Origin of the sequence: Neptuniibacter sp. QD37_11, assembly GCF_047778105.1 — a bacterium.
In the GTDB taxonomy this organism is placed as follows: domain Bacteria; phylum Pseudomonadota; class Gammaproteobacteria; order Pseudomonadales; family Balneatricaceae; genus Neptuniibacter.
On sequence record NZ_CP180552.1, the window covers coordinates 3,426,628 to 3,444,645 of the forward strand.

General features: G+C 47.1%; 16 protein-coding genes. 7 read left to right on the forward strand and 9 right to left on the reverse strand.

Annotation, left to right across the window (positions count from 1 at the left end; all coding sequences use genetic code 11):
• Positions 1–83: 83 nt before the first annotated feature.
• On the forward strand, positions 84–1,649 hold the full coding sequence (gshA, locus tag ACMXYT_RS16200; protein WP_415899505.1) for a glutamate--cysteine ligase: 1,566 nt from the start codon (positions 84–86) through the stop codon (positions 1,647–1,649).
• Between the two features lie 75 nt (positions 1,650–1,724).
• Here the strand turns inward: gshA and ACMXYT_RS16205 are convergent, their stop codons facing one another.
• Positions 1,725–2,129: a flagellar basal body-associated FliL family protein gene (locus tag ACMXYT_RS16205; protein WP_415897164.1), complete on the reverse strand. Its 405-nt coding sequence runs from the start codon at positions 2,127–2,129 to the stop codon at positions 1,725–1,727.
• A 267-nt stretch (positions 2,130–2,396) separates the two neighbouring features.
• Between ACMXYT_RS16205 and rsd the strand changes: the two genes are divergently transcribed.
• Both rsd and ACMXYT_RS16215 read left to right on the forward strand, forming a co-directional pair.
• Positions 2,397–2,867, forward strand: a complete 471-nt coding sequence (rsd, locus tag ACMXYT_RS16210) for a sigma D regulator (RefSeq protein ID WP_415889621.1) — start codon at positions 2,397–2,399, stop codon at positions 2,865–2,867.
• A 6-nt stretch (positions 2,868–2,873) separates the two neighbouring features.
• Positions 2,874–3,851 (forward strand): WD40 repeat domain-containing protein, encoded by a 978-nt coding sequence (locus ACMXYT_RS16215; protein WP_415899506.1) that lies wholly within the window; start codon positions 2,874–2,876, stop codon positions 3,849–3,851.
• Positions 3,852–3,932: 81 nt separating this feature from the next.
• Here the strand turns inward: ACMXYT_RS16215 and ACMXYT_RS16220 are convergent, their stop codons facing one another.
• Complete coding sequence (locus ACMXYT_RS16220) at positions 3,933–4,649, reverse strand: FKBP-type peptidyl-prolyl cis-trans isomerase (protein ID WP_415899507.1); 717 nt, start codon at positions 4,647–4,649, stop codon at positions 3,933–3,935.
• Between the two features lie 137 nt (positions 4,650–4,786).
• On the reverse strand, positions 4,787–5,287 hold the full coding sequence (locus ACMXYT_RS16225) for a TIGR02444 family protein (RefSeq protein ID WP_415899508.1): 501 nt from the start codon (positions 5,285–5,287) through the stop codon (positions 4,787–4,789).
• Positions 5,288–5,309: 22 nt separating this feature from the next.
• On the opposite strand from ACMXYT_RS16225, the gene ACMXYT_RS16230 reads away from it, so the two are divergent.
• Positions 5,310–7,244, forward strand: coding sequence for an ATP-binding cassette domain-containing protein (locus ACMXYT_RS16230; protein WP_415901137.1), 1,935 nt, complete (start codon positions 5,310–5,312; stop codon positions 7,242–7,244).
• Here ACMXYT_RS16230 and ACMXYT_RS16235 read toward each other — a convergent pair.
• Positions 7,241–8,548, reverse strand: coding sequence for an HDOD domain-containing protein (locus ACMXYT_RS16235; RefSeq protein ID WP_415882836.1), 1,308 nt, complete (start codon positions 8,546–8,548; stop codon positions 7,241–7,243). The genes ACMXYT_RS16230 and ACMXYT_RS16235 overlap by 4 nt on opposite strands.
• Positions 8,549–8,665: 117 nt before the next feature.
• On the opposite strand from ACMXYT_RS16235, the gene ggt reads away from it, so the two are divergent.
• A complete protein-coding gene (gene ggt, locus ACMXYT_RS16240) occupies positions 8,666–10,420 on the forward strand; it encodes a gamma-glutamyltransferase (RefSeq protein ID WP_415899509.1) in 1,755 nt (584 codons plus the stop codon).
• A gap of 27 nt (positions 10,421–10,447) precedes the next feature.
• On the opposite strand, the gene ACMXYT_RS16245 is transcribed toward ggt, so the two are convergent.
• The 3 genes from ACMXYT_RS16245 to gmk all read right to left on the reverse strand — a co-directional run bounded on the left by ACMXYT_RS16245 (position 10,448) and on the right by gmk (position 13,643).
• A complete protein-coding gene (locus tag ACMXYT_RS16245) occupies positions 10,448–12,580 on the reverse strand; it encodes a RelA/SpoT family protein (protein WP_415911682.1) in 2,133 nt (710 codons plus the stop codon).
• A gap of 169 nt (positions 12,581–12,749) precedes the next feature.
• On the reverse strand, positions 12,750–12,962 hold the full coding sequence (gene rpoZ, locus ACMXYT_RS16250; protein WP_415886249.1) for a DNA-directed RNA polymerase subunit omega: 213 nt from the start codon (positions 12,960–12,962) through the stop codon (positions 12,750–12,752).
• A 60-nt stretch (positions 12,963–13,022) separates the two neighbouring features.
• Positions 13,023–13,643 (reverse strand): guanylate kinase, encoded by a 621-nt coding sequence (gmk, locus tag ACMXYT_RS16255; protein WP_415884691.1) that lies wholly within the window; start codon positions 13,641–13,643, stop codon positions 13,023–13,025.
• 146 nt (positions 13,644–13,789) lie between these two features.
• Between gmk and ACMXYT_RS16260 the strand changes: the two genes are divergently transcribed.
• On the forward strand, positions 13,790–15,220 hold the full coding sequence (locus tag ACMXYT_RS16260; RefSeq protein WP_415911683.1) for a peptidoglycan DD-metalloendopeptidase family protein: 1,431 nt from the start codon (positions 13,790–13,792) through the stop codon (positions 15,218–15,220).
• Between the two features lie 60 nt (positions 15,221–15,280).
• Here the strand turns inward: ACMXYT_RS16260 and ACMXYT_RS16265 are convergent, their stop codons facing one another.
• Positions 15,281–16,144: a YicC/YloC family endoribonuclease gene (locus tag ACMXYT_RS16265; protein WP_415899512.1), complete on the reverse strand. Its 864-nt coding sequence runs from the start codon at positions 16,142–16,144 to the stop codon at positions 15,281–15,283.
• Between the two features lie 101 nt (positions 16,145–16,245).
• Here ACMXYT_RS16265 and rph point away from each other — a divergent pair, with 101 nt between their 5' ends.
• A complete protein-coding gene (rph, locus tag ACMXYT_RS16270) occupies positions 16,246–17,016 on the forward strand; it encodes a ribonuclease PH (RefSeq protein ID WP_415882842.1) in 771 nt (256 codons plus the stop codon).
• 57 nt (positions 17,017–17,073) lie between these two features.
• Here rph and ACMXYT_RS16275 read toward each other — a convergent pair whose 3' ends face one another.
• Positions 17,074–17,844 (reverse strand): exodeoxyribonuclease III, encoded by a 771-nt coding sequence (locus ACMXYT_RS16275; RefSeq protein WP_415899513.1) that lies wholly within the window; start codon positions 17,842–17,844, stop codon positions 17,074–17,076.
• Positions 17,845–18,018 lie beyond the last annotated feature (174 nt).

An 18,018-nucleotide genomic window follows, 5' to 3' on the forward strand; every position in this document is an offset into this window, starting at 1 on the left:
CAAACTAACTGTTTCGATGCAGCAATTTAATATTCCCTCAATTATAATGTTGCCCCTCAACGAGTGACTTAAAGGATCGACTTTTGTCTTCAGCACTAGAACAAAAGCTAGATTGGCTTAACCAAGCAGGCCATTCTGGACTGCTAACCCAGCTACAACACGGTATAGAGAAGGAAGGCTTACGTGTTGATGATCAACGCAGATTAGCTCAAACCTCTCATCCGCAAGCTCTTGGTTCAGCGCTCACTCACGCTCATATCACCACTGATTATTCGGAAGCGTTACTGGAATTTATTACGCCCGTTTTCGAAAAGTCCTCTGATGCCCTGAATTTCCTTGCAGATCTTCATCGCTATACCTATCAGAAACTCGATAAAGAGCAGATCTGGCCAGCCAGCATGCCATGCTTGTTGCCGCCAGAGAAAGAGATCCCTATCGCTCGTTACGGCTCATCAAACGTCGGCCAGATGAAATACATCTACCGCGTAGGTTTAGAGCATCGCTACGGTAAAGTAATGCAGACCATTGCTGGCATTCATTACAACTTCTCACTCCCTGAAGCATTCTGGCCGCTTTACCATAGTTTTTCAGGCAGTGAACTATCACTACAAGATTTCCGATCCGCTGCGTATTTCGGCCTGATCAGAAATTTCCGTCGTTATTCTTGGCTACTAATCTATCTCTTTGGTGCATCTCCGGCTTTATGTAGCTCGTTCCTAAAGGGTAAGAAGCACAACCTAGAAGAGATGGGCAAAGGTACGTTGTATCTGCCTTATGCGACTTCATTGCGTATGAGCGACCTTGGCTATTCCAATAAAGCTCAAGCTAGCCTAAATATCTGCTTTAACCATCTAGATACTTACGCCAAATCTCTGGAGAGTGCGATCCGTACGCCTTACCAGCAATACGAAGAGATCGGCGTCAAAGTAGACGGTGAATATCGACAGCTAAACACCAATGTTTTACAGATTGAAAACGAATACTACAGCGATATTCGCCCTAAACGCGTCACAGAATCCGGTGAAAAACCGATTCATGCGTTGATGTCTAAGGGCGTGGAATATATCGAAGTCCGTAATACCGATATCAATCCATTCCTACCTTTGGGTATCGATCAGACCCAAGCTGATTTCTTAGACCTGTTCTTAGTCACCTGCTTGCTGATGGACGATAGCGAAATTAGCAATGCTGAGTGTGAGCAGATTCAAGATAACCACCAGCAGGTGGTCACTCGCGGCCGTGAACCAGGTTTGACACTAATCAACAACGATCAGACGGTTACTTTGAAGGATTGGGGCATCGAGTTTCTCGCAGAAATGGAGAAAACGGCAGCGCTGTTTGATCAAGCACACAATAGCAGTCAATTTGGCGCAGCAATTAAAGTCCAAAAAGCTAAGTTGCTAGATCCTGAGCTAACGCCATCAGCGCAAGTACTTAAAGAGATGCAGGATAAGAATTTCGACCACGGTGACTTTGTGATGCAACAAGCACAGCGCCATAAAGAAACTCTGCTATCCGAAGCACCTTCATCAGAGATGGCAGCGATGTTGGAAGAACTCAGCCAAAGCTCTCTTGTAGAACAACAGCAAATTGAAGCGGCGGAGCAGCCAGACTTTGATGACTACTTAGCGGACTATATGGCGAACTAATTAGCCACTCTATATTGCGCCCATAAAAAAAGCAGGACACCGAAGTGGCCTGCTTTTTTTGTTTTCGGTTAGTAGCTACTGCACTACGAAACTCGTAAAGAAAAGATCAGATACGAAACCTTCACCCTCTTCTTCTACTAAGATGTTTTGTACTTTTTTCAGTGCTTTCTTCGCTAGCTCTTGCTGTAGCTCAACTGTACCAACCGTGTCATCAGTCTGAGCACTTAGCAGAAACACAATATCATTACGGATATGAGCCATATGGTGGTTTACCGCATGGTGCGCCGCTTCGCTTGATACCTGAATCGTCACTTCGCATTTCAGGAAGCGCGTTTTACCTACACCACCAAAATTGGTTACAAACGCTTTTAATTCGATGTAATTAACATAGTCTTCAGCGGTTTTCTGTTCATCACCTTCTGCCCAAGTCAGTTGTACAGAAAAAGCCAAAAAAATAAATAAAACCAGTCGCTTAAGCATTGTTCGCCTCAGTCATTCGTCTTCAATAGCAGCAGTATAGCGCGCTATTTCCAGCCCCAACAGGGGCTTATGGACAAAAAGTTAACTGTGTTTGACCCTGTTCTATATCAAAGCGGTCGAAAAAACTATTTTTTACTATAGGGACGGTTGCACCCTGAATCAGCTTAGGAATATGATGAGCGAAAGGGTACTAATAAATAGAAATGGTAAATCACTTTCACTCTGAATTTACCAACCCCTGTCTACATGGTAGGAAAGGAGCGCAGGATGTTAGAGAAATGCAAAAACGCTAAAGAGCGCTGGGGCGGTGTCAGCGAGATCATCGATTCTTGGCTTGAAGAACGTCAGATGCTGATCAGCCAATTTGTCCATCTGCCTGAACACCACATCAACGAAGAGCTGAACAATAAAGCTCAAGGCTTTTGCCAGACGTTGATGGATTATCTCTCCTCTGGACACTTTGAGGTCTATGAGCAGCTGCTATTGGAAGGCAGCGATTTCAATGATGGCAGTCTTGAAGAAGGCCAGTCACTGCTACCTAAAATTCAGGTAAGCACCGATATTGCGCTAGATTTTAACGATGATTTTAATAATCTTCTTGATCCTACAGTGCAGCAGATCCGTGAATTTTCCGAGCGTTTATCTAAACTTGGAGAAGCACTGGAAGAACGTTTCGAACTCGAAGATAAAATGATTGCCGTGCTTCATACCTCCCACAGAGAAGCGGTAGAAGGATAAGAATTGATGCGCTATGGGTTTAGTAAACTGCTACTGGCTGGCAGTATCCTCGGATTAACTGGCTGTGGCGGCGGTGATGACCCAAGTTTGTGGAAGGAATATGCACTTACCGGCGCATATTCCGCTGCCTTATCCGAAAATGGCTCTCATAGTGTTATAGGTTCTTTCAATCACGGCGGAAGCCTTTGGCAGAGCAGCAATCACGAGCGCCTGTTCAACTGGAATCATAAAGCCAAAGACTTCTCTATCATCGCAGCGACGGCCTTCTCTCCGGAAGGCACTTATGCCGCGACAGCAAACCAGCAAGATCTCGTTCTATGGGATGTAAAAACCGGTAAACCAGAATGGTTCTGGAGTTCCCCTGCTGAGATCATGCAGATGGACCTATCCCCGAATGGTGATTTCGCGCTACTTGGCCTAGCCGATCACACCGCTGTATATTTTGATGTCAAAAACGGCGGTGTCCAACGTACCCTTCGCCATAATGCACGTGTTCGCAGTGTTGACCTCAGTGATGACGGCACTCTTGCGCTAACAGGTTCTGATGCTTACAAAGCTAAGCTATGGAGCATGCAGACCGGTGAAATGCTACGTGAGCTAGAGTTTGGCAATGTAGTGGATACTGTCGCTATCTCGCCAAATACTCAGTATGCCTTCAGTGCCGGCAGCTTAGATAAAGCCGTAATTTGGGATGTGAATAGCGGTAAAGAGCTACACGTTCTGAGCAACATAAAAGATCTACTGCAAAAACGAGTAAGCTATCTAAGCGCACGCTTTTCTCCAGATAACTCTAAGTTATTAACCGGTACCGCAGCGGGGTTAGTACAGCTTTGGGATGTTAAAACCGGTGCAGAACTTCGCACATGGCGAATTCATAAGCGAGACCCCTACGGGCCAGTGCATGCCGGTGTATACGCAGTGGCATTTGGTCAGGGTAAATATTATGCAATTGGCTCAAACGGCATCATGAACGAGCTGAAATAAACGTACTAAAAAGTGATTAAATAAAAAAGGCCGATGCTGTGAAGCATCGGCCTTTTTAAGTCAAACCTTGCTAAGAAGTGATTACTTCTGCTCAGCTTCAGCAGCGTCTTCCGCACCTGGGTTAATTTCCAGAAGCTCAACTTCAAAAATTAGTGTTTCGTTTGGACCAATTGCATTGCCCATACCACCTGGACCGTACGCTAGATCAGCAGGGATAACCAAACGCGCTTTACCGCCTTCTTTGATCATCTGTAGACCTTCAGTCCAACCTGGAATTACACCGTTCAACGGGAAAGATACAGGTTCGTTACGAGAGAACGAGCTATCAAATTCTTCACCGTTAATAAGCGTACCACGGTAGTGTACTTTTACTGTGTCTGCAGCTGTTGGAGACTTACCTTTACCAGCTGTTAGCTCTTCGTACTGAAGGCCAGACTCAGTTGTTGTAACGCCTTTCTTCTTACCATTTTCAGCTAGGTATTTTTTACCTGCTTCAAGGTTGTCAGAACTTAATTGATCGTGTTTTTTCTTCTGCTCTTCCATCTGTTTCTTCTGGAAAGCAGTCATCACTTCGCGTACCTGATCAGGTGACAGCTTTGGCTCTTTATCGCCATAAGTTGTTTTAGCAGCTTCAAGGAACGCATCAAAATCAACATTAGGGATCGTCTTAAGCTGTTCACCAACCATCAGACCAACACTGTAGCTAACTTTCTGCTCTTCAGTTTTTAGTTCCACTGCGGAAACCATTGGAGATACCATCGCGGCACCTAGAGCAACCGCCAGCAAAGTTTGTTTCATGCTAAATATCCTTGTTTGTAATTCTTTGGAATCAGCGCGCCTTTTGCGGCAGCTATCCTATCAATTGAGATAAACCTACAAGTTACAACAGGCCTTATTAGTCCCTGATTAAACAGCAAAGTTCAGCGGGGCACCACCTATTCCTTATGATTCGTGCTTAAGTAGGTGTTAGCCGCCTGTAACAGGGGATTCAATGCGCCTAATATCTCTTTATCTATAGGCACTTTTTTAGATTTCAAATAGCTATGCAGGTTTTCTTCAATTATTTCTAAAGATGGTTGTGTTTGCTTTGCCTTTTGGCCCTGTTGATAGAGCAAAGCGAGCTCTATCTGCTCACAAGCCAATTCAGCCTGACGCAACTTCTGATAACAAGCATCATATTCCGATTCTTGCTGCTTACGTTCGCGCACTTTATAACGAACACCACGCAGTGGATGGGTCATCTCCTGCTGCCAGTGATCCGCCTCATCACAAGTAATCGATTCGAGCGCATAGCCCTGTATCCCGCCCCAACAAGCAAAGATCAGACGGTTAATGCTCAACCCAAACTCGTTTTGTAACTCTAAACAGCTCTGCTCTATGCCCGGCTGTTGATAAAAGTTGAGCGCAAAGTCCCAAAGGTCATTTTTCAATTGCATCTCTATGTTAAAATCCGCCGCCATGATTCAATTTCAGCAAGTTAGCTTACAACGCGGCCACAACATATTGCTAGAACAAGCCGATCTGACCCTGCATTCGGGGTGGAAAGTCGGTTTAGTTGGTGCAAATGGTGCGGGTAAATCCTCTCTGTTTAAACTGCTACTCGGAGAGCTTCACTGTGATAACGGAGACCTCGAGCTACCGGGGGGACTGCGTATCTCTCATATGGCGCAGGAGGTTCCGACCTCTGATCGCTCAGCACTCGACTACGTCTTAGACGGTGATTACAAGCTCCGCTCTATCCAGCAAGAGCTTGCGAAAGCAGAAGCCGATCATGATATGAATCGCTTAGGCGAGCTGCATGCCGAGCTAGATAACCACAACGGTTATAGCGCTGAGTCTCGTGCAGCCCAGCTTCTCGCCGGTTTAGGCTTTAGCCATAACGATATCACCCGTTCAGTCAAAGAGTTCTCAGGCGGCTGGAGAATCCGTCTTAACCTAGCTCAAGCATTGATGTGCCCATCTGACCTGTTACTTCTGGATGAGCCAACCAACCACTTGGATCTGGATGCAACGATCTGGCTGGAACAATGGCTGCGCCAATACCCGGGCATGTTGATTCTGATCTCCCATGACCGTGATTTCCTCGATAACGTGGTAAGCCATATCACTCATATCGAGCGTAACAAGCTGAATCTATACAAGGGCGGTTACTCAGCCTTTGAAATACAGCGGGCGGATCGTCTGGCACAGCAACAATCTGCATTTGAGAAACAGCAACAGCGTATTGGTGAAATTGAAAACTTTGTCCGCCGTTTCCGTGCTAAAGCCACTAAGGCAAAACAAGCGCAAAGCCGTATCAAAGAGCTGGAGCGCATGGAGAAAATTGCGCCTGCGCACATTGATAGTCCGTTCAGCTTTAAATTTTGCTCTGCAGACAAGATGTCATCGCCATTGCTGACTTTGTACGATGCACAGTGCGGCTATGACGATAGCGTTATTCTGGATAAAACTTCTTTGACCCTTACGCCCGGTGCGCGTATCGGTCTTCTTGGCCCAAACGGTGCTGGTAAATCAACGCTAGTTAAGTCACTCGTGGGCGATTTGGATCTCTGCAATGGCGAACGCCACGAAAGTGACAACTTGCAGATCGGTTATTTTGCTCAACATCAGCTTGAAGCACTCGATATGGCGGCTTCACCGCTTTTACATATCAAACGCATTAGTCCAAATGCCTCCGAACAAGAGATCCGTGATTTCTTAGGTTCCTTCGGGTTTATCGGTGATCGTGCATTAGAGCCTGTGGATAACTTTTCTGGTGGTGAAAAAGCCCGCGTTGCACTGTCTATGATCGCTTGGCAGAAACCAAATCTGCTATTGATGGACGAACCAACCAACCACTTGGACCTGGAAGTACGTCACGCACTGACCCTTGCTCTACAATCGTTCGAAGGCGTATTGATTCTAGTCTCCCATGACCGTCACCTGCTGCGTAATACCGTAGATGAGTTCCTTCTGGTTGCGAATGGCAAAGTTGAAGAGTTTAAAGGTGATCTAGATGACTACCAAAACTGGTTGTTAGAACAGAAGCGCCTCGAACAAAAAGCCGAAGCTGAAGCCTTTGCCCCTGCAGCGACAGAAGAAAAAAAGACGCTCTCTGCAGCAGAACGTAAGGAACAGAAACGTTTAGCAGCCGAACGTCGTAACCAGCTACGTCCACTGAAAAAGCAGTTGGAAAAGCTAGAAAAAGCGATGGAAAAGCAGCACGAACAGCTAGATGAGATCGAAACAGCACTTAGTGATAGTTCGATCTACGAAGAGCAAAACAAGGACAAGCTCAAAACCTTGCTACAACAACAAGCGGAGTTGAAACAGCAAGCGGAGCAAACCGAAGAAGAGTGGATGGAGCAGCAAGAAGCTCTGGAAGCCCTTGAGGAAGAACTGGGTGACGTTTAGTCACCCAGTAACGCTGTTAACTCTTTAATATCTTCGTCATTACGCATTAAACGGCGAAGCATTTTAGCTACATCAGGCTCTTTTAAGCCAAGCTCTGCATACATCTCTTCTGGAACTTCTTCCAAAGGACCGTCACTCAAACCCTGCTGACGCAGCAGACGGTTTGCCATATAGAGCACTTTGACATAGTTACTATGTTCGCCGGCATAATCAGGTTCATTCTGATGACGAATCGCTGTCGTTACCTCAGCTGGCAATTCCCAACTCGATAGCAACCAACTACCAATCTGTTCACGGGTAACACTCAATACCTGTTGTTCTACCGAATCTAAAGCAAAGTGTGGGTTTGCCTCGATATAACGGGACAATAGTGTGAAGTGTGGCGGGAACAGGTGTGCCAACACGAGATAACCAAAGTTATGTAGCAAAGAAGACAGGTAGATCAAACCCGGTTTAGGCTGATCTTCATTTTCTGGCATAGCACGGCATAGCTGCTCAGCAAACGCAGCGTTATAAACCGACTGCAACCAGTAAGGCGTCGCACCACGTGGGCCATCTTCTGGTACACGTAGCATCTCACCCATCGCCGTACCTAGCGCCATATTGATCACGAGATCAAAACCAAGGACACGGATAACCGCATCATCAATCGAGCTGACTTTACCTGGAGCCGCATAATACGGAGATGCAGCCCAGCTCATCACTTGAGCAGAAAGGCTAGGATCAATCCGCACGACCGGTACGAGCTCACTCACACCTGCTTCTGGATCAGAGCGAAGCTCGATAATTTTTTTAATCGTTGGAGATAGAGAAGGCAGACCTAAAGTATCTTCAAGGCGTTGCTTGATTCGCAACTCAGTAAAGCGCTCAACCGCCTGAGTGATAACAACGCGGTCATCACCTTTCGGCTGCACAGCTTCGATCTGCTCTGTGGTAAGCGCTAAGTTACAGCTACTCGCTTTCTCGATCTGTTTAGCACTCACGCCAAAACACAGCTCAGCGTGCGGTTCGATCAGTTCGACTCGATCGTGCTGCAAAATTTCAGGAGATACCAACAGCTTGAGAGATAAAAGTTTTTTCTGTCCTTCAGGATGCCTTAAGGCATCTTGGCTAAAATAGCGTTTCGCATCTTCGCCACGAACAGGCTGTAGCTGTCGACCTGTCTCTTTCCAGACAGAAACTAAATTGAGTAATGACGCCGCAGGAAGCAGAGCCAGCACCTTACCTTCAGCATCATGCAATAACACCAAGCGAAACTGCGGTAATTCACCACTGTTTTCCAGAACTCGTACGCCGACTGACAATTTACTCTCTCCAAACCTAGTCTTGGTTTAATCTAAAGGGTAGATTATTAGCAACAATTAGGGAAAGCAAAGTTCTTGGTCAAAAATTCACGATTTAAATCAGTTTAAATGAGAAAAATGTCGATAATTCTCCAAATTAGCCAAGCATTGCTGATCATCTTTTCACTGCTCGGTCTTTCCGCTCACGCAGTGGAAGAGGATCTTGCTCCCGAATCATCTACCGGGCTCTATCAAAGCGAAGCGATCGCCACCCAACAATCCTTAGTAGTCACAGCACACCCTCTTGCTACTCAGGCTGGCCTAAGCATTCTGCAACAAGGCGGTACAGCCGCAGATGCTGCCGTAGCCATTCAAGCCATGCTGACCTTAGTTGAGCCACAATCCTCTGGTATTGGTGGCGGCGCGTTTATGCTCTATTGGGATCAGGAGCAGCAAACGCTGAAGGCTTATGATGGCCGCGAGACAGCACCGGCGAAAGCAGACTACCGATTGTTCCAAAAAAATAAAAAGCCGATGCCATGGGTAGAAGCTATGGTCGGTGGGCGCTCTGTTGGCACACCCGGTGTCTTAAAAATGCTGGAAATGGCGCAAGAAAAGCACGGTAAACTGGCTTGGCAAGATCTGTTTGACGATGCTATTCAACAATCTAGAGAAGGCTTTCCGATAGGCCCACGCTTACACAAGTTGATCGCCAGCGGTATCAACCCGGGGCTTAACCGCTATAAAGAAGCGAGAGACTATTTTTATAACCCTGATGGCTCCCCTCTGCCGGTCGGTTTTATCAGAACTAACCCCGAATTAGCCGACAGTTTGCAGTTAATTGCTGATAACGGCACCCAAGCGTTTTATCTAGGCCCTATTGCAACCGCAATCGCGGATAAGGTGCAATCCATTAAGGACAATCCGGGTTTACTCGATAAAAGTGACCTAGCTAGTTACCAAGCTAAAGAACGCGCTCCGATCTGTCTGCCATACAAAGAGTATCGAGTGTGCGGTTTCCCACCGCCAACATCTGGCGGTGTCACTGTACTGCAGATACTAAAACTGCTTGAGCAACATGATCTAGCAACCTTTGCCCCAGAGAGCTTGGAGTTTAACCATCTCTTCACCCAAGCATCACGCCTCGCTTTTGCGGATCGTGGCCGTTATCTAGCCGATAGCGATTTTGTCGATGTGCCTGTACAAGGATTACTCGACCCTAACTACCTAAATGAGCGCTCCAAACTAATCTCACTAGATAAAGACTTAGGCCAAGCCAAGGCAGGTAAACCTCCACACGCTATGGCTAACTTAGTTGATGCGCAATCCCCAGAACGCCCCTCCACTACTCACTTTGTGGTGGTCGACCGTTGGGGCAATGCGGTGTCGATGACCAGCAGTATCGAAATGGCGTTTGGCTCAACGCTGATGGCAGGAGGTTTTCTGCTGAACAATCAGCTAACGGACTTCTCTTTCAAAGGTATTAGCAAAGGGCAGATTGTCGCCAACCGCGTGCAACCGGGCAAACGCCCACGCAGCTCGATGTCGCCGTTTATGATATTCGACGCAGATGGAAATTTGCATGCAGCCATTGGTTCTCCTGGCGGAAGCCGAATCATCAACTATGTAGCGCAAAGCCTGCTGCTGATGTTCAACTCTGACCTCAGTATGCAGGAGATCGTTAATCAGCCACATATCAGCAACCGTAACGGGCTAACCGAGCTTGAGGCGGACACACCTATTGATCAGCTACAGCAGCCGTTAGAGGCGATGGGGCATCAGATAAAGGTAAGAGATCTGAATAGTGGCCTACACGGATTCCGTCGTCTGCCATCAAACGAATGGGAAAGTGCAGTAGATAATCGAAGGGAAGGTTTAGCACTAGGGGAATAACTAGTGCTAACTTTTGCGAAAACGAAATCAGTAGCGGGTAATACGGTTCACACTCTTCAAGCGACGCAGTTTCTTCATCACGCGTGCCAAATGGATACGGTCAGTCACTGTCACTTCCATATGGACATTCGCTAGCTGACCTTCGTGCTCACTAATATCAATCGCAACAACATCCGCACCTATGCTCGAAGTGGTCGTAGCAAGCTCAGCAATAATGCCGCGATGGGACTCAACCTGGACGGTCAGATTAACGCTGAACTCTTCGTCCAAGTTGTCTGACCATTCCAGATAGATACATTTCTCTGGATCATCACGCAGGTAGCCTATATTACGGCAATCGGTCTGATGGATAACTAAACCGCGGCCAGTACTGATATGACCAATAATCGAGTCACCCGGGATAGGTAAACAGCATTTCGCATATTGCAGCACCATACCCTCAGTACCTTTAATCGACATCGGTTTCTGGCGGCGGTTTGTTTCACTATCATCCCCCGACTGAGCACCCTCTTCCGGACGCAGCCTGCGCGCAACGACATACGCCATGCGATTACCCAAGCCGATATCTTCTAGCAAGTCTTCCATGCTATCCAATTCAGCTTCTTGCAGCAGCTCACGCAGTTTGAACGGATCGATATCGTTTAAGGTCGCACCATAATTGGCGAGGAACTGATTTAACAAACGCTGACCAAGCTCTACAGACTCGTGACGCTGTTGATTCTTCAAGTAGTGGCGAATCGCTGTACGCGCTTTACCTGTGACAACAAAGTTGAGCCATGCCATATTTGGCTGAGCGCTTGGCGTTGTAATAATTTCGACAGTTTGGCCATTTTCTAACGGCTGAGACAGCGGCGCCAATCGGCGGTTTATACGGCAAGAGACACAAGAGTTACCGACATCGGTATGAACGGCATAAGCAAAGTCTACCGCTGTCGCACCACTTGGTAGCTCCATAATTTTACCCAGCGGCGTAAAGACGTACACCTCATCAGGGAACAGATCGGTCTTAACGCTGTCGATAAACTCCATGGAGTTACCTGCGCGCTGATGCATCTCTAACAAGCCCTGCACCCACTTACGGGCACGCTTATAACTGCCTAATGCGCTATCAGATGCATCCAATTCTTCTTCGTTCTTGTAGTGGCTATGTTCAGCAATACCCTGATTGGCTACTGCATCCATCTCATGGGTACGAATCTGCACCTCGATGGTGATGTCTCTAGCACCGAAAAGATCAGTATGTAGTGACTGATAGCCGTTGGCTTTAGGGATCGCGATATAGTCTTTAAAGCGGTCGTGCACCGGTTTATACAAATTATGCACGGCACCAAGTGTACGGTAACAGTCATCAACTGAGTCGGTCACGATACGGAAAGCAAATACGTCCATGATCTCAGAGAAGGACTTACGCTGCGCCTTCATCTTGGAGTAGATGCTGTAAAGGTGTTTCTCTCGACCGGTAACTGTACCGCTCAAACCCTCTTTCTGGAGGCGTTTTTCGATCGTTTCCTGAATCGAGCTAATCACATCTTTACGCTGACCACGCGCTTGAACGACTGCTCGACGAATATGCTTGGCGCGCATTGGGTAATGCGCTTGGAACGCCAGATCTTCCAGCTCCACCTGCACATCACGCATGCCTAGTCGAGCTGCAATCGGTGCGTAGATATCCAGCGTTTCACGAGCGATGCGTCGCTGCTTATGCCCCGGCATCGCACCCAAGGTACGCATATTGTGCAGACGGTCCGCCAGTTTCACCAAAATCACGCGAATATCTTCCGCCATCGCCAACACCATCTTCTGGAAGTTGCTGGCTTGAGCTTCGGCTTTGGTTTCAAACTCTAGGTGGGTCAGTTTAGATACACCGTCAACGATATCGGCAACGGCTTTACCAAACTGGGATTCGATCCCTTCGTAGGCGATCTCGGTATCTTCGATAACATCGTGCAGCATGGCTGCCATCAGGCTCTGATGGTCCATACGCAGTTCTGCAAGAATATTTGCCGCGGCAAGGGGGTGTGTTACATAAGGTTCACCACTTTTACGCTTCTGGCCATCATGGGCCTGTTCGGCATAAAAATAGGAACGACGCACCTGCTGAATCTGTTCCAGATCCAGGTAATCATTCAGGCGTTGAGAAAGTGCGTCAATGGTCGGCATTACCCCTCCAGTGCTACAAACAAATAAATGCACATTACATCTGATGATGCCGCATTCATTCTGCTAGGAAAAGACCTAAACAAGGAATTACTAACGAATTTACCAACAAGTATAAACACAAACGCCCCGCATGATAGCGAGGCGTCTGATAAAGCAGTGTGCTTAGGGCTTAGTCTTGCTCGACTTCGTCCAGAACAGTACGGTCAGTGTGACCTTCTGCAATTTCACGTAGAGCAACAACGGTTGGCTTGTCGTTTTCCCACTCTACTTTTGGTTCTTTACCGCCAGTAGCAAGCTGACGTGCGCGCTTAGCGGCAACCATAACCAACTGAAAACGGTTATCTACGTTTTCTAGGCAATCTTCAACGGTAACTCGTGCCATGGGGGTAACCTCAGAATTCGGTACATTAAAAAGACCGCGCAGTTTACCTGCATATTTGGCTTATGACAATAGAGAACTCAACAGATCACGGCAACGTTCTTGCTGCTGGGCGATCTGCATACGCTGCGACAGGAATACGCCGTGTAGTTCACGCAGTGCCTGATCAAAATCATCGTTGATCACAAGGTAATCGTACTCGCCGTAATGACTCATTTCGCTCGCCGCTTCAGACATACGTAGGTTGATCACCTCGTCACTGTCCTGACCACGGTTAGTCAGACGCTCTTGGAGCGCTTCACGGGACGGCGGAAGAATGAAAATAGACAGGCATTCAGGCATCAAACGACGAATCTGCTGAGCACCCTGCCAATCGATCTCTAGAATAACATCTTTACCCTGCTCTAGCTGATCCTCAACCCAACGCTGAGAGGTGCCGTATTTATTGGTAAATACTTCAGCAAACTCTAGGAAATCAGATGCTTCAATCATCTGATTGAACTCATCCATAGACACGAAATTGTAGTCCACACCGTTTGTTTCGCCCGGACGCATATCCCGCGTGGTGTGGGATACTGATACGACAATATCATTATCCTGTTTTAGCATCGCCTTAACGAGACTGGTTTTACCCGCTCCCGAAGGAGCCGAAACAACATATAACGTGCCTTTAGCCATGTGAATTCTCATACTCAAATTGAAGCAGCAAACCGTCTTGCTGCAGGGCTATTATAAGATCTTTCCCCTTTTTCACCATGAAAACAGACTAAATAAGCCATTTAAAACTACGAATCCTGAGGAAATACGGGCCTTTCAGCGATAAATACTATATGATCGAAAGTACTTATGACTCAAACTTTGTACGACGGTTTACTTTGATGCGCTGGATTTCAGCCTCAGCAGGTTTTGTAACAGCTTTACCTAAGCGCCACCAGCGCGCACTTATAGCCTTAGCAGCAATGCTTCTAGTGGCGGCTTTTCTACCCTCTGGCGATCGCCCTCATTCGTCCACACCTTTATCTCTAGAACACCTTGTGGACACCGATGCGCCGATCTTTGAGCAACCGAAGTTTAGCATTCGCCAGCTAAAAGCCCCTTGGACTTTTGACAGCGTACCCGCCGCAGAAACCCTGTTAGTTCCAGATACAGGCACTAATGGTTACCAATACATCGTTCGTAAAGGCGATACCTTAGGTAAAATCTTTGAGCGCTTACACCTGCCTCAAAAAACCATGTATCAGCTGCTCGAAACTGACGTTAACGTTCTAGCATTAGATAACCTAATGCCGGGGCACACTTTAGTTTTTGAAAAACAAAATCAAAAACTACAGCGTCTAGAACTGCAATTTAGCCTTGCGCACAAAGTTGTGTATACGCGAAAAGCAGATAGTTTTGAGTTTGAAGAGATTCGTATCGAAGGTGATTGGCAAGAGAAGCTAATCCAAGGCGAGATCCTCTATAGTTTTACTGGTTCGGGCAAAAAAGCTGGTCTAACTCAAGCTGAGGCGCAATCGATTACCCAAGTACTCAAGCAGCGCGTGGACTTCCGTCGTGATATCCAACGTGGTGATAAGTTTGAAGTGCTCGTTTCTCGCCAATATGTTGATGGCGAAGCAACCGGCAACACTAAAGTTGAGGCAATCCGAATCAAGAACCGCCACAATATCAGCGCTTTCCTGTTTGAAGATAACTACTACGACGAGAAAGGCCGTAATCTAGAGAAAGCCTTCCAGCGCTATCCGTTTAACGGTAAATACCGTCTATCTTCACACTTTAATCCACGCCGTAAACACCCTGTAACCGGGCTGATTCGCCCACACAACGGCACCGACTTCGCCATGCGCATCGGCACACCAGTAGTATCAACCGGTGATGGTGTCGTAACCCGTGTGGTTCGCCATAAATACGCGGGGCTCTATATCGAGATCAAACACGGTCAGAGCTACAAAACCCGTTACCTACACTTGCATAGATCTTATGTAGTTAAAGGCCAACGCGTGAAACGCGGCCAAAAGATCGCCCTGTCCGGCAACTCAGGCCGCTCAACCGGCGCTCACCTACACTTCGAACTACATAAAAATGGCCGCCCGGTGAACGCAATGAAAGCCAAAATCCCAATTGCGGTATCACTCACAGGTAAGAAGAAAAACGCGTTCGAACGCCAGCTTAAAGATTATATTGCTCGCTTAGATCAACCTAAGAATGAGCAACAACTAGCTTTGAGTAATAAAGGCGAGAAAAGCGCACAGAGTACGCTTTAAGTAAGGCTTGAAGAACACCCTACTCGAGTCCGAGTAGGGATCTGATGATTCTAGATTGAATCACTCAATATTCTGGATCTGCTCACGCATCTGTTCGATTAGCACTTTCAGCTCAACCGCACATTGAGTCGTGCTCGCAACAATCGATTTAGAAGATAGGGTATTCGCTTCGCGGTTTAGCTCCTGCATTAGGAAGTCTAAACGGCGGCCGATTGGGCCTTTTTGTTTTAGGACACGGCGCACTTCTTGTACGTGGGTGTCTAGGCGGTCCATCTCTTCATCGACGTCGGCTTTTTGCGCTAGCAGCGCAATCTCTTGTTCAACGCGGCCTTCATCTAGCTCTACTTTTAGTTCTGCTAAACGCTGATGCAGGTTATCGCGCTGGTTTTGCAGAATCTGCGGCATTTTTTCGCGAACTTCCTTCACGATTTCGCTAATTGCATCTAGGCGCTGGTTGATCAGTGTTGCGAGTTCAACACCTTCACGGCCGCGACCTTCGATTAGGTCTTTAAGTGCAGTACCGAAAAGATCTTTAGCCGATTTTTTGACTAGATCCATATCCAGCTTGGTGTCTTGCAATACACCAGGCCAGCGCAGTAGTTCTAGTGGATCAAGCGCTTGGTGCTCTTTCAGCATGCCTTGGATCTGTTCGGCTGCTTGTACAACCTCTTGCGCGTAGGCAGGGTTCACCACCAGCTGTTGAACTTTGGCTTCTGGGTTGAAGCGCAGAGTACATTCAACTTTACCGCGACTTAGATTTTTACGTAGCTGTTCACGTAGAAAACCTTCTAGCTCTTTTAGGTTTTCCGGTAAACGCAGGTGAGGTTCCAGATAACGATGGTTAACGGAACGGATCTCCCAACTTAGAGATCCCCATTCGTGCTCGGCTTCCTGTCGAGCAAAAGCTGTCATGCTACGTGTCATATTGTTCATTCTCGATTAAAATGCATCATTAATTCGCATTGTAACAGCCTAGCTCGGCAGTGCCACGCTATGGCAGACCAGAATATTGATAAAGGACAGGCATGAGTTCATCTATTTCAGAACAGCTGCAAACTCTTGGTATTAAGAAGCACCGCCCAAGCGGACGTGAAAATGATCAGATGCGTGAAGTTAAGATAACTCGTAACTTTACTATGCACGCTGAAGGCTCCGTTTTAGTTGAGTTTGGTAATACAAAGGTGCTTTGTACTGCAACTGTAGAACGCGGTGTACCTCGTTTTTTGCGCGGTTCTGGCCAAGGCTGGATTACTGCTGAGTACGGCATGCTGCCTCGCTCTACAACGTCTCGTAACGGTCGTGAAGCGGCTAAAGGTAAACAAGGCGGTCGTACTGTAGAGATCCAACGGTTAATTGGTCGCTCTCTTCGTGCTGCGCTTAACCTTAAAAAACTAGGCGAAAACACGATCACTCTAGACTGCGACGTTCTGCAGGCGGATGGCGGTACACGTACAGCGTCCATCACTGGTGCTTATGTTGCCCTTCAAGATGCAATTAATGTGCTTAAGCAAGATAAGAACGGCGCTATGAAAGGCGACCCTATGGTGCAGAAGATCGCAGCAGTGTCTGTAGGTATCTATGAAGGTGAGCCTGTTCTCGATTTGGATTATGCTGAAGACAGCAAAGCTGAAACTGATATGAACGTGATCATGACTGGCGACGGTGGCTTTATCGAAGTGCAAGGTACTGCCGAAGGCGCGCCTTATACTCAGGACGAGCTGAATGCGATGTTGGATCTAGCACGCAAAGGTATCTCTGAGCTGATCGATCTGCAGCAAAAAGCTTTGGCTGAATAAACCTTCAGCCCATTAAAAAAGGAGCCTATTGGCTCCTTTTTTGTTTTCTAAATCAACTTAATCAAAATCGTAATCGATGATGATTGGCGCGTGTTCACTGAACATCTGATCACGATAGATCTGCGCATTTTTAACCGTCTTACGCAGACTTGCTGAAGTAATCTGGTAATCCAAGCGTGCACCTTCGTTCAACTTACGGGCACGGTTGTAATCAGGCCACCAGCTGAATTGACGTTCTGCTTTGTTGATCTGACGGAAAGCGTCGATATAGCCCATCTCATCAAAGATCTCAGCCATCCACTCACGCTCTTGCGGCAAAAAGCCAGAAACCGTTTGGTTAGCGTACCAGTTACTCAGATCGACTGGCTTGTGCGCAATGTTAGTCGTGCCACAGAAGATAAACTCTCTACGCTTACGTAGGGTTTTATTTAGGTGACCGATAAAGTCGACCATAAAGGCTTCTTTCTGCTGCTGTGCTTCTTCGCTCTTCAAACCAGAAGGCAGGCAGAACGACCCAACACTGACATCATCAAAGTCCGCTTGGATAAAACGGCCGTGCTGGTCACACAACTCGAACCCCAAACCGGTCATGATCGCTTTAGGAATGGTACGGCTGTATATAGCTACACCACTGTAGCCATCTTCCCAGGCATCAAAGAAATATGAGTGATAACCTTCGGGGTGGTAGCGTTCGTCATCAAGTTGATATTCTTTCGCCCGCAGATCCTGCAAGCAAACAACATCAGCATCTTGACGGACCATCCAGTCAAAAAAACCGTTTTCAGTAGCTTGTTCAATACCTTGAGCATTGAATGTGATGACGCGCATAGAAGGTGTTCCTGTCCGTTATCAGACTTATCTATTATTTTTAGCGATTGGTCGAATTGTATAGGGAAGTTAAGCAAAATGAAATTTTTTGAGTGTTCGTTGAACAATGGAGACTCAAGGCTTCCACTGGTAGAATAGCCGCAAATTTTTTACCCCTTTCCCAGCGGAGTTTGC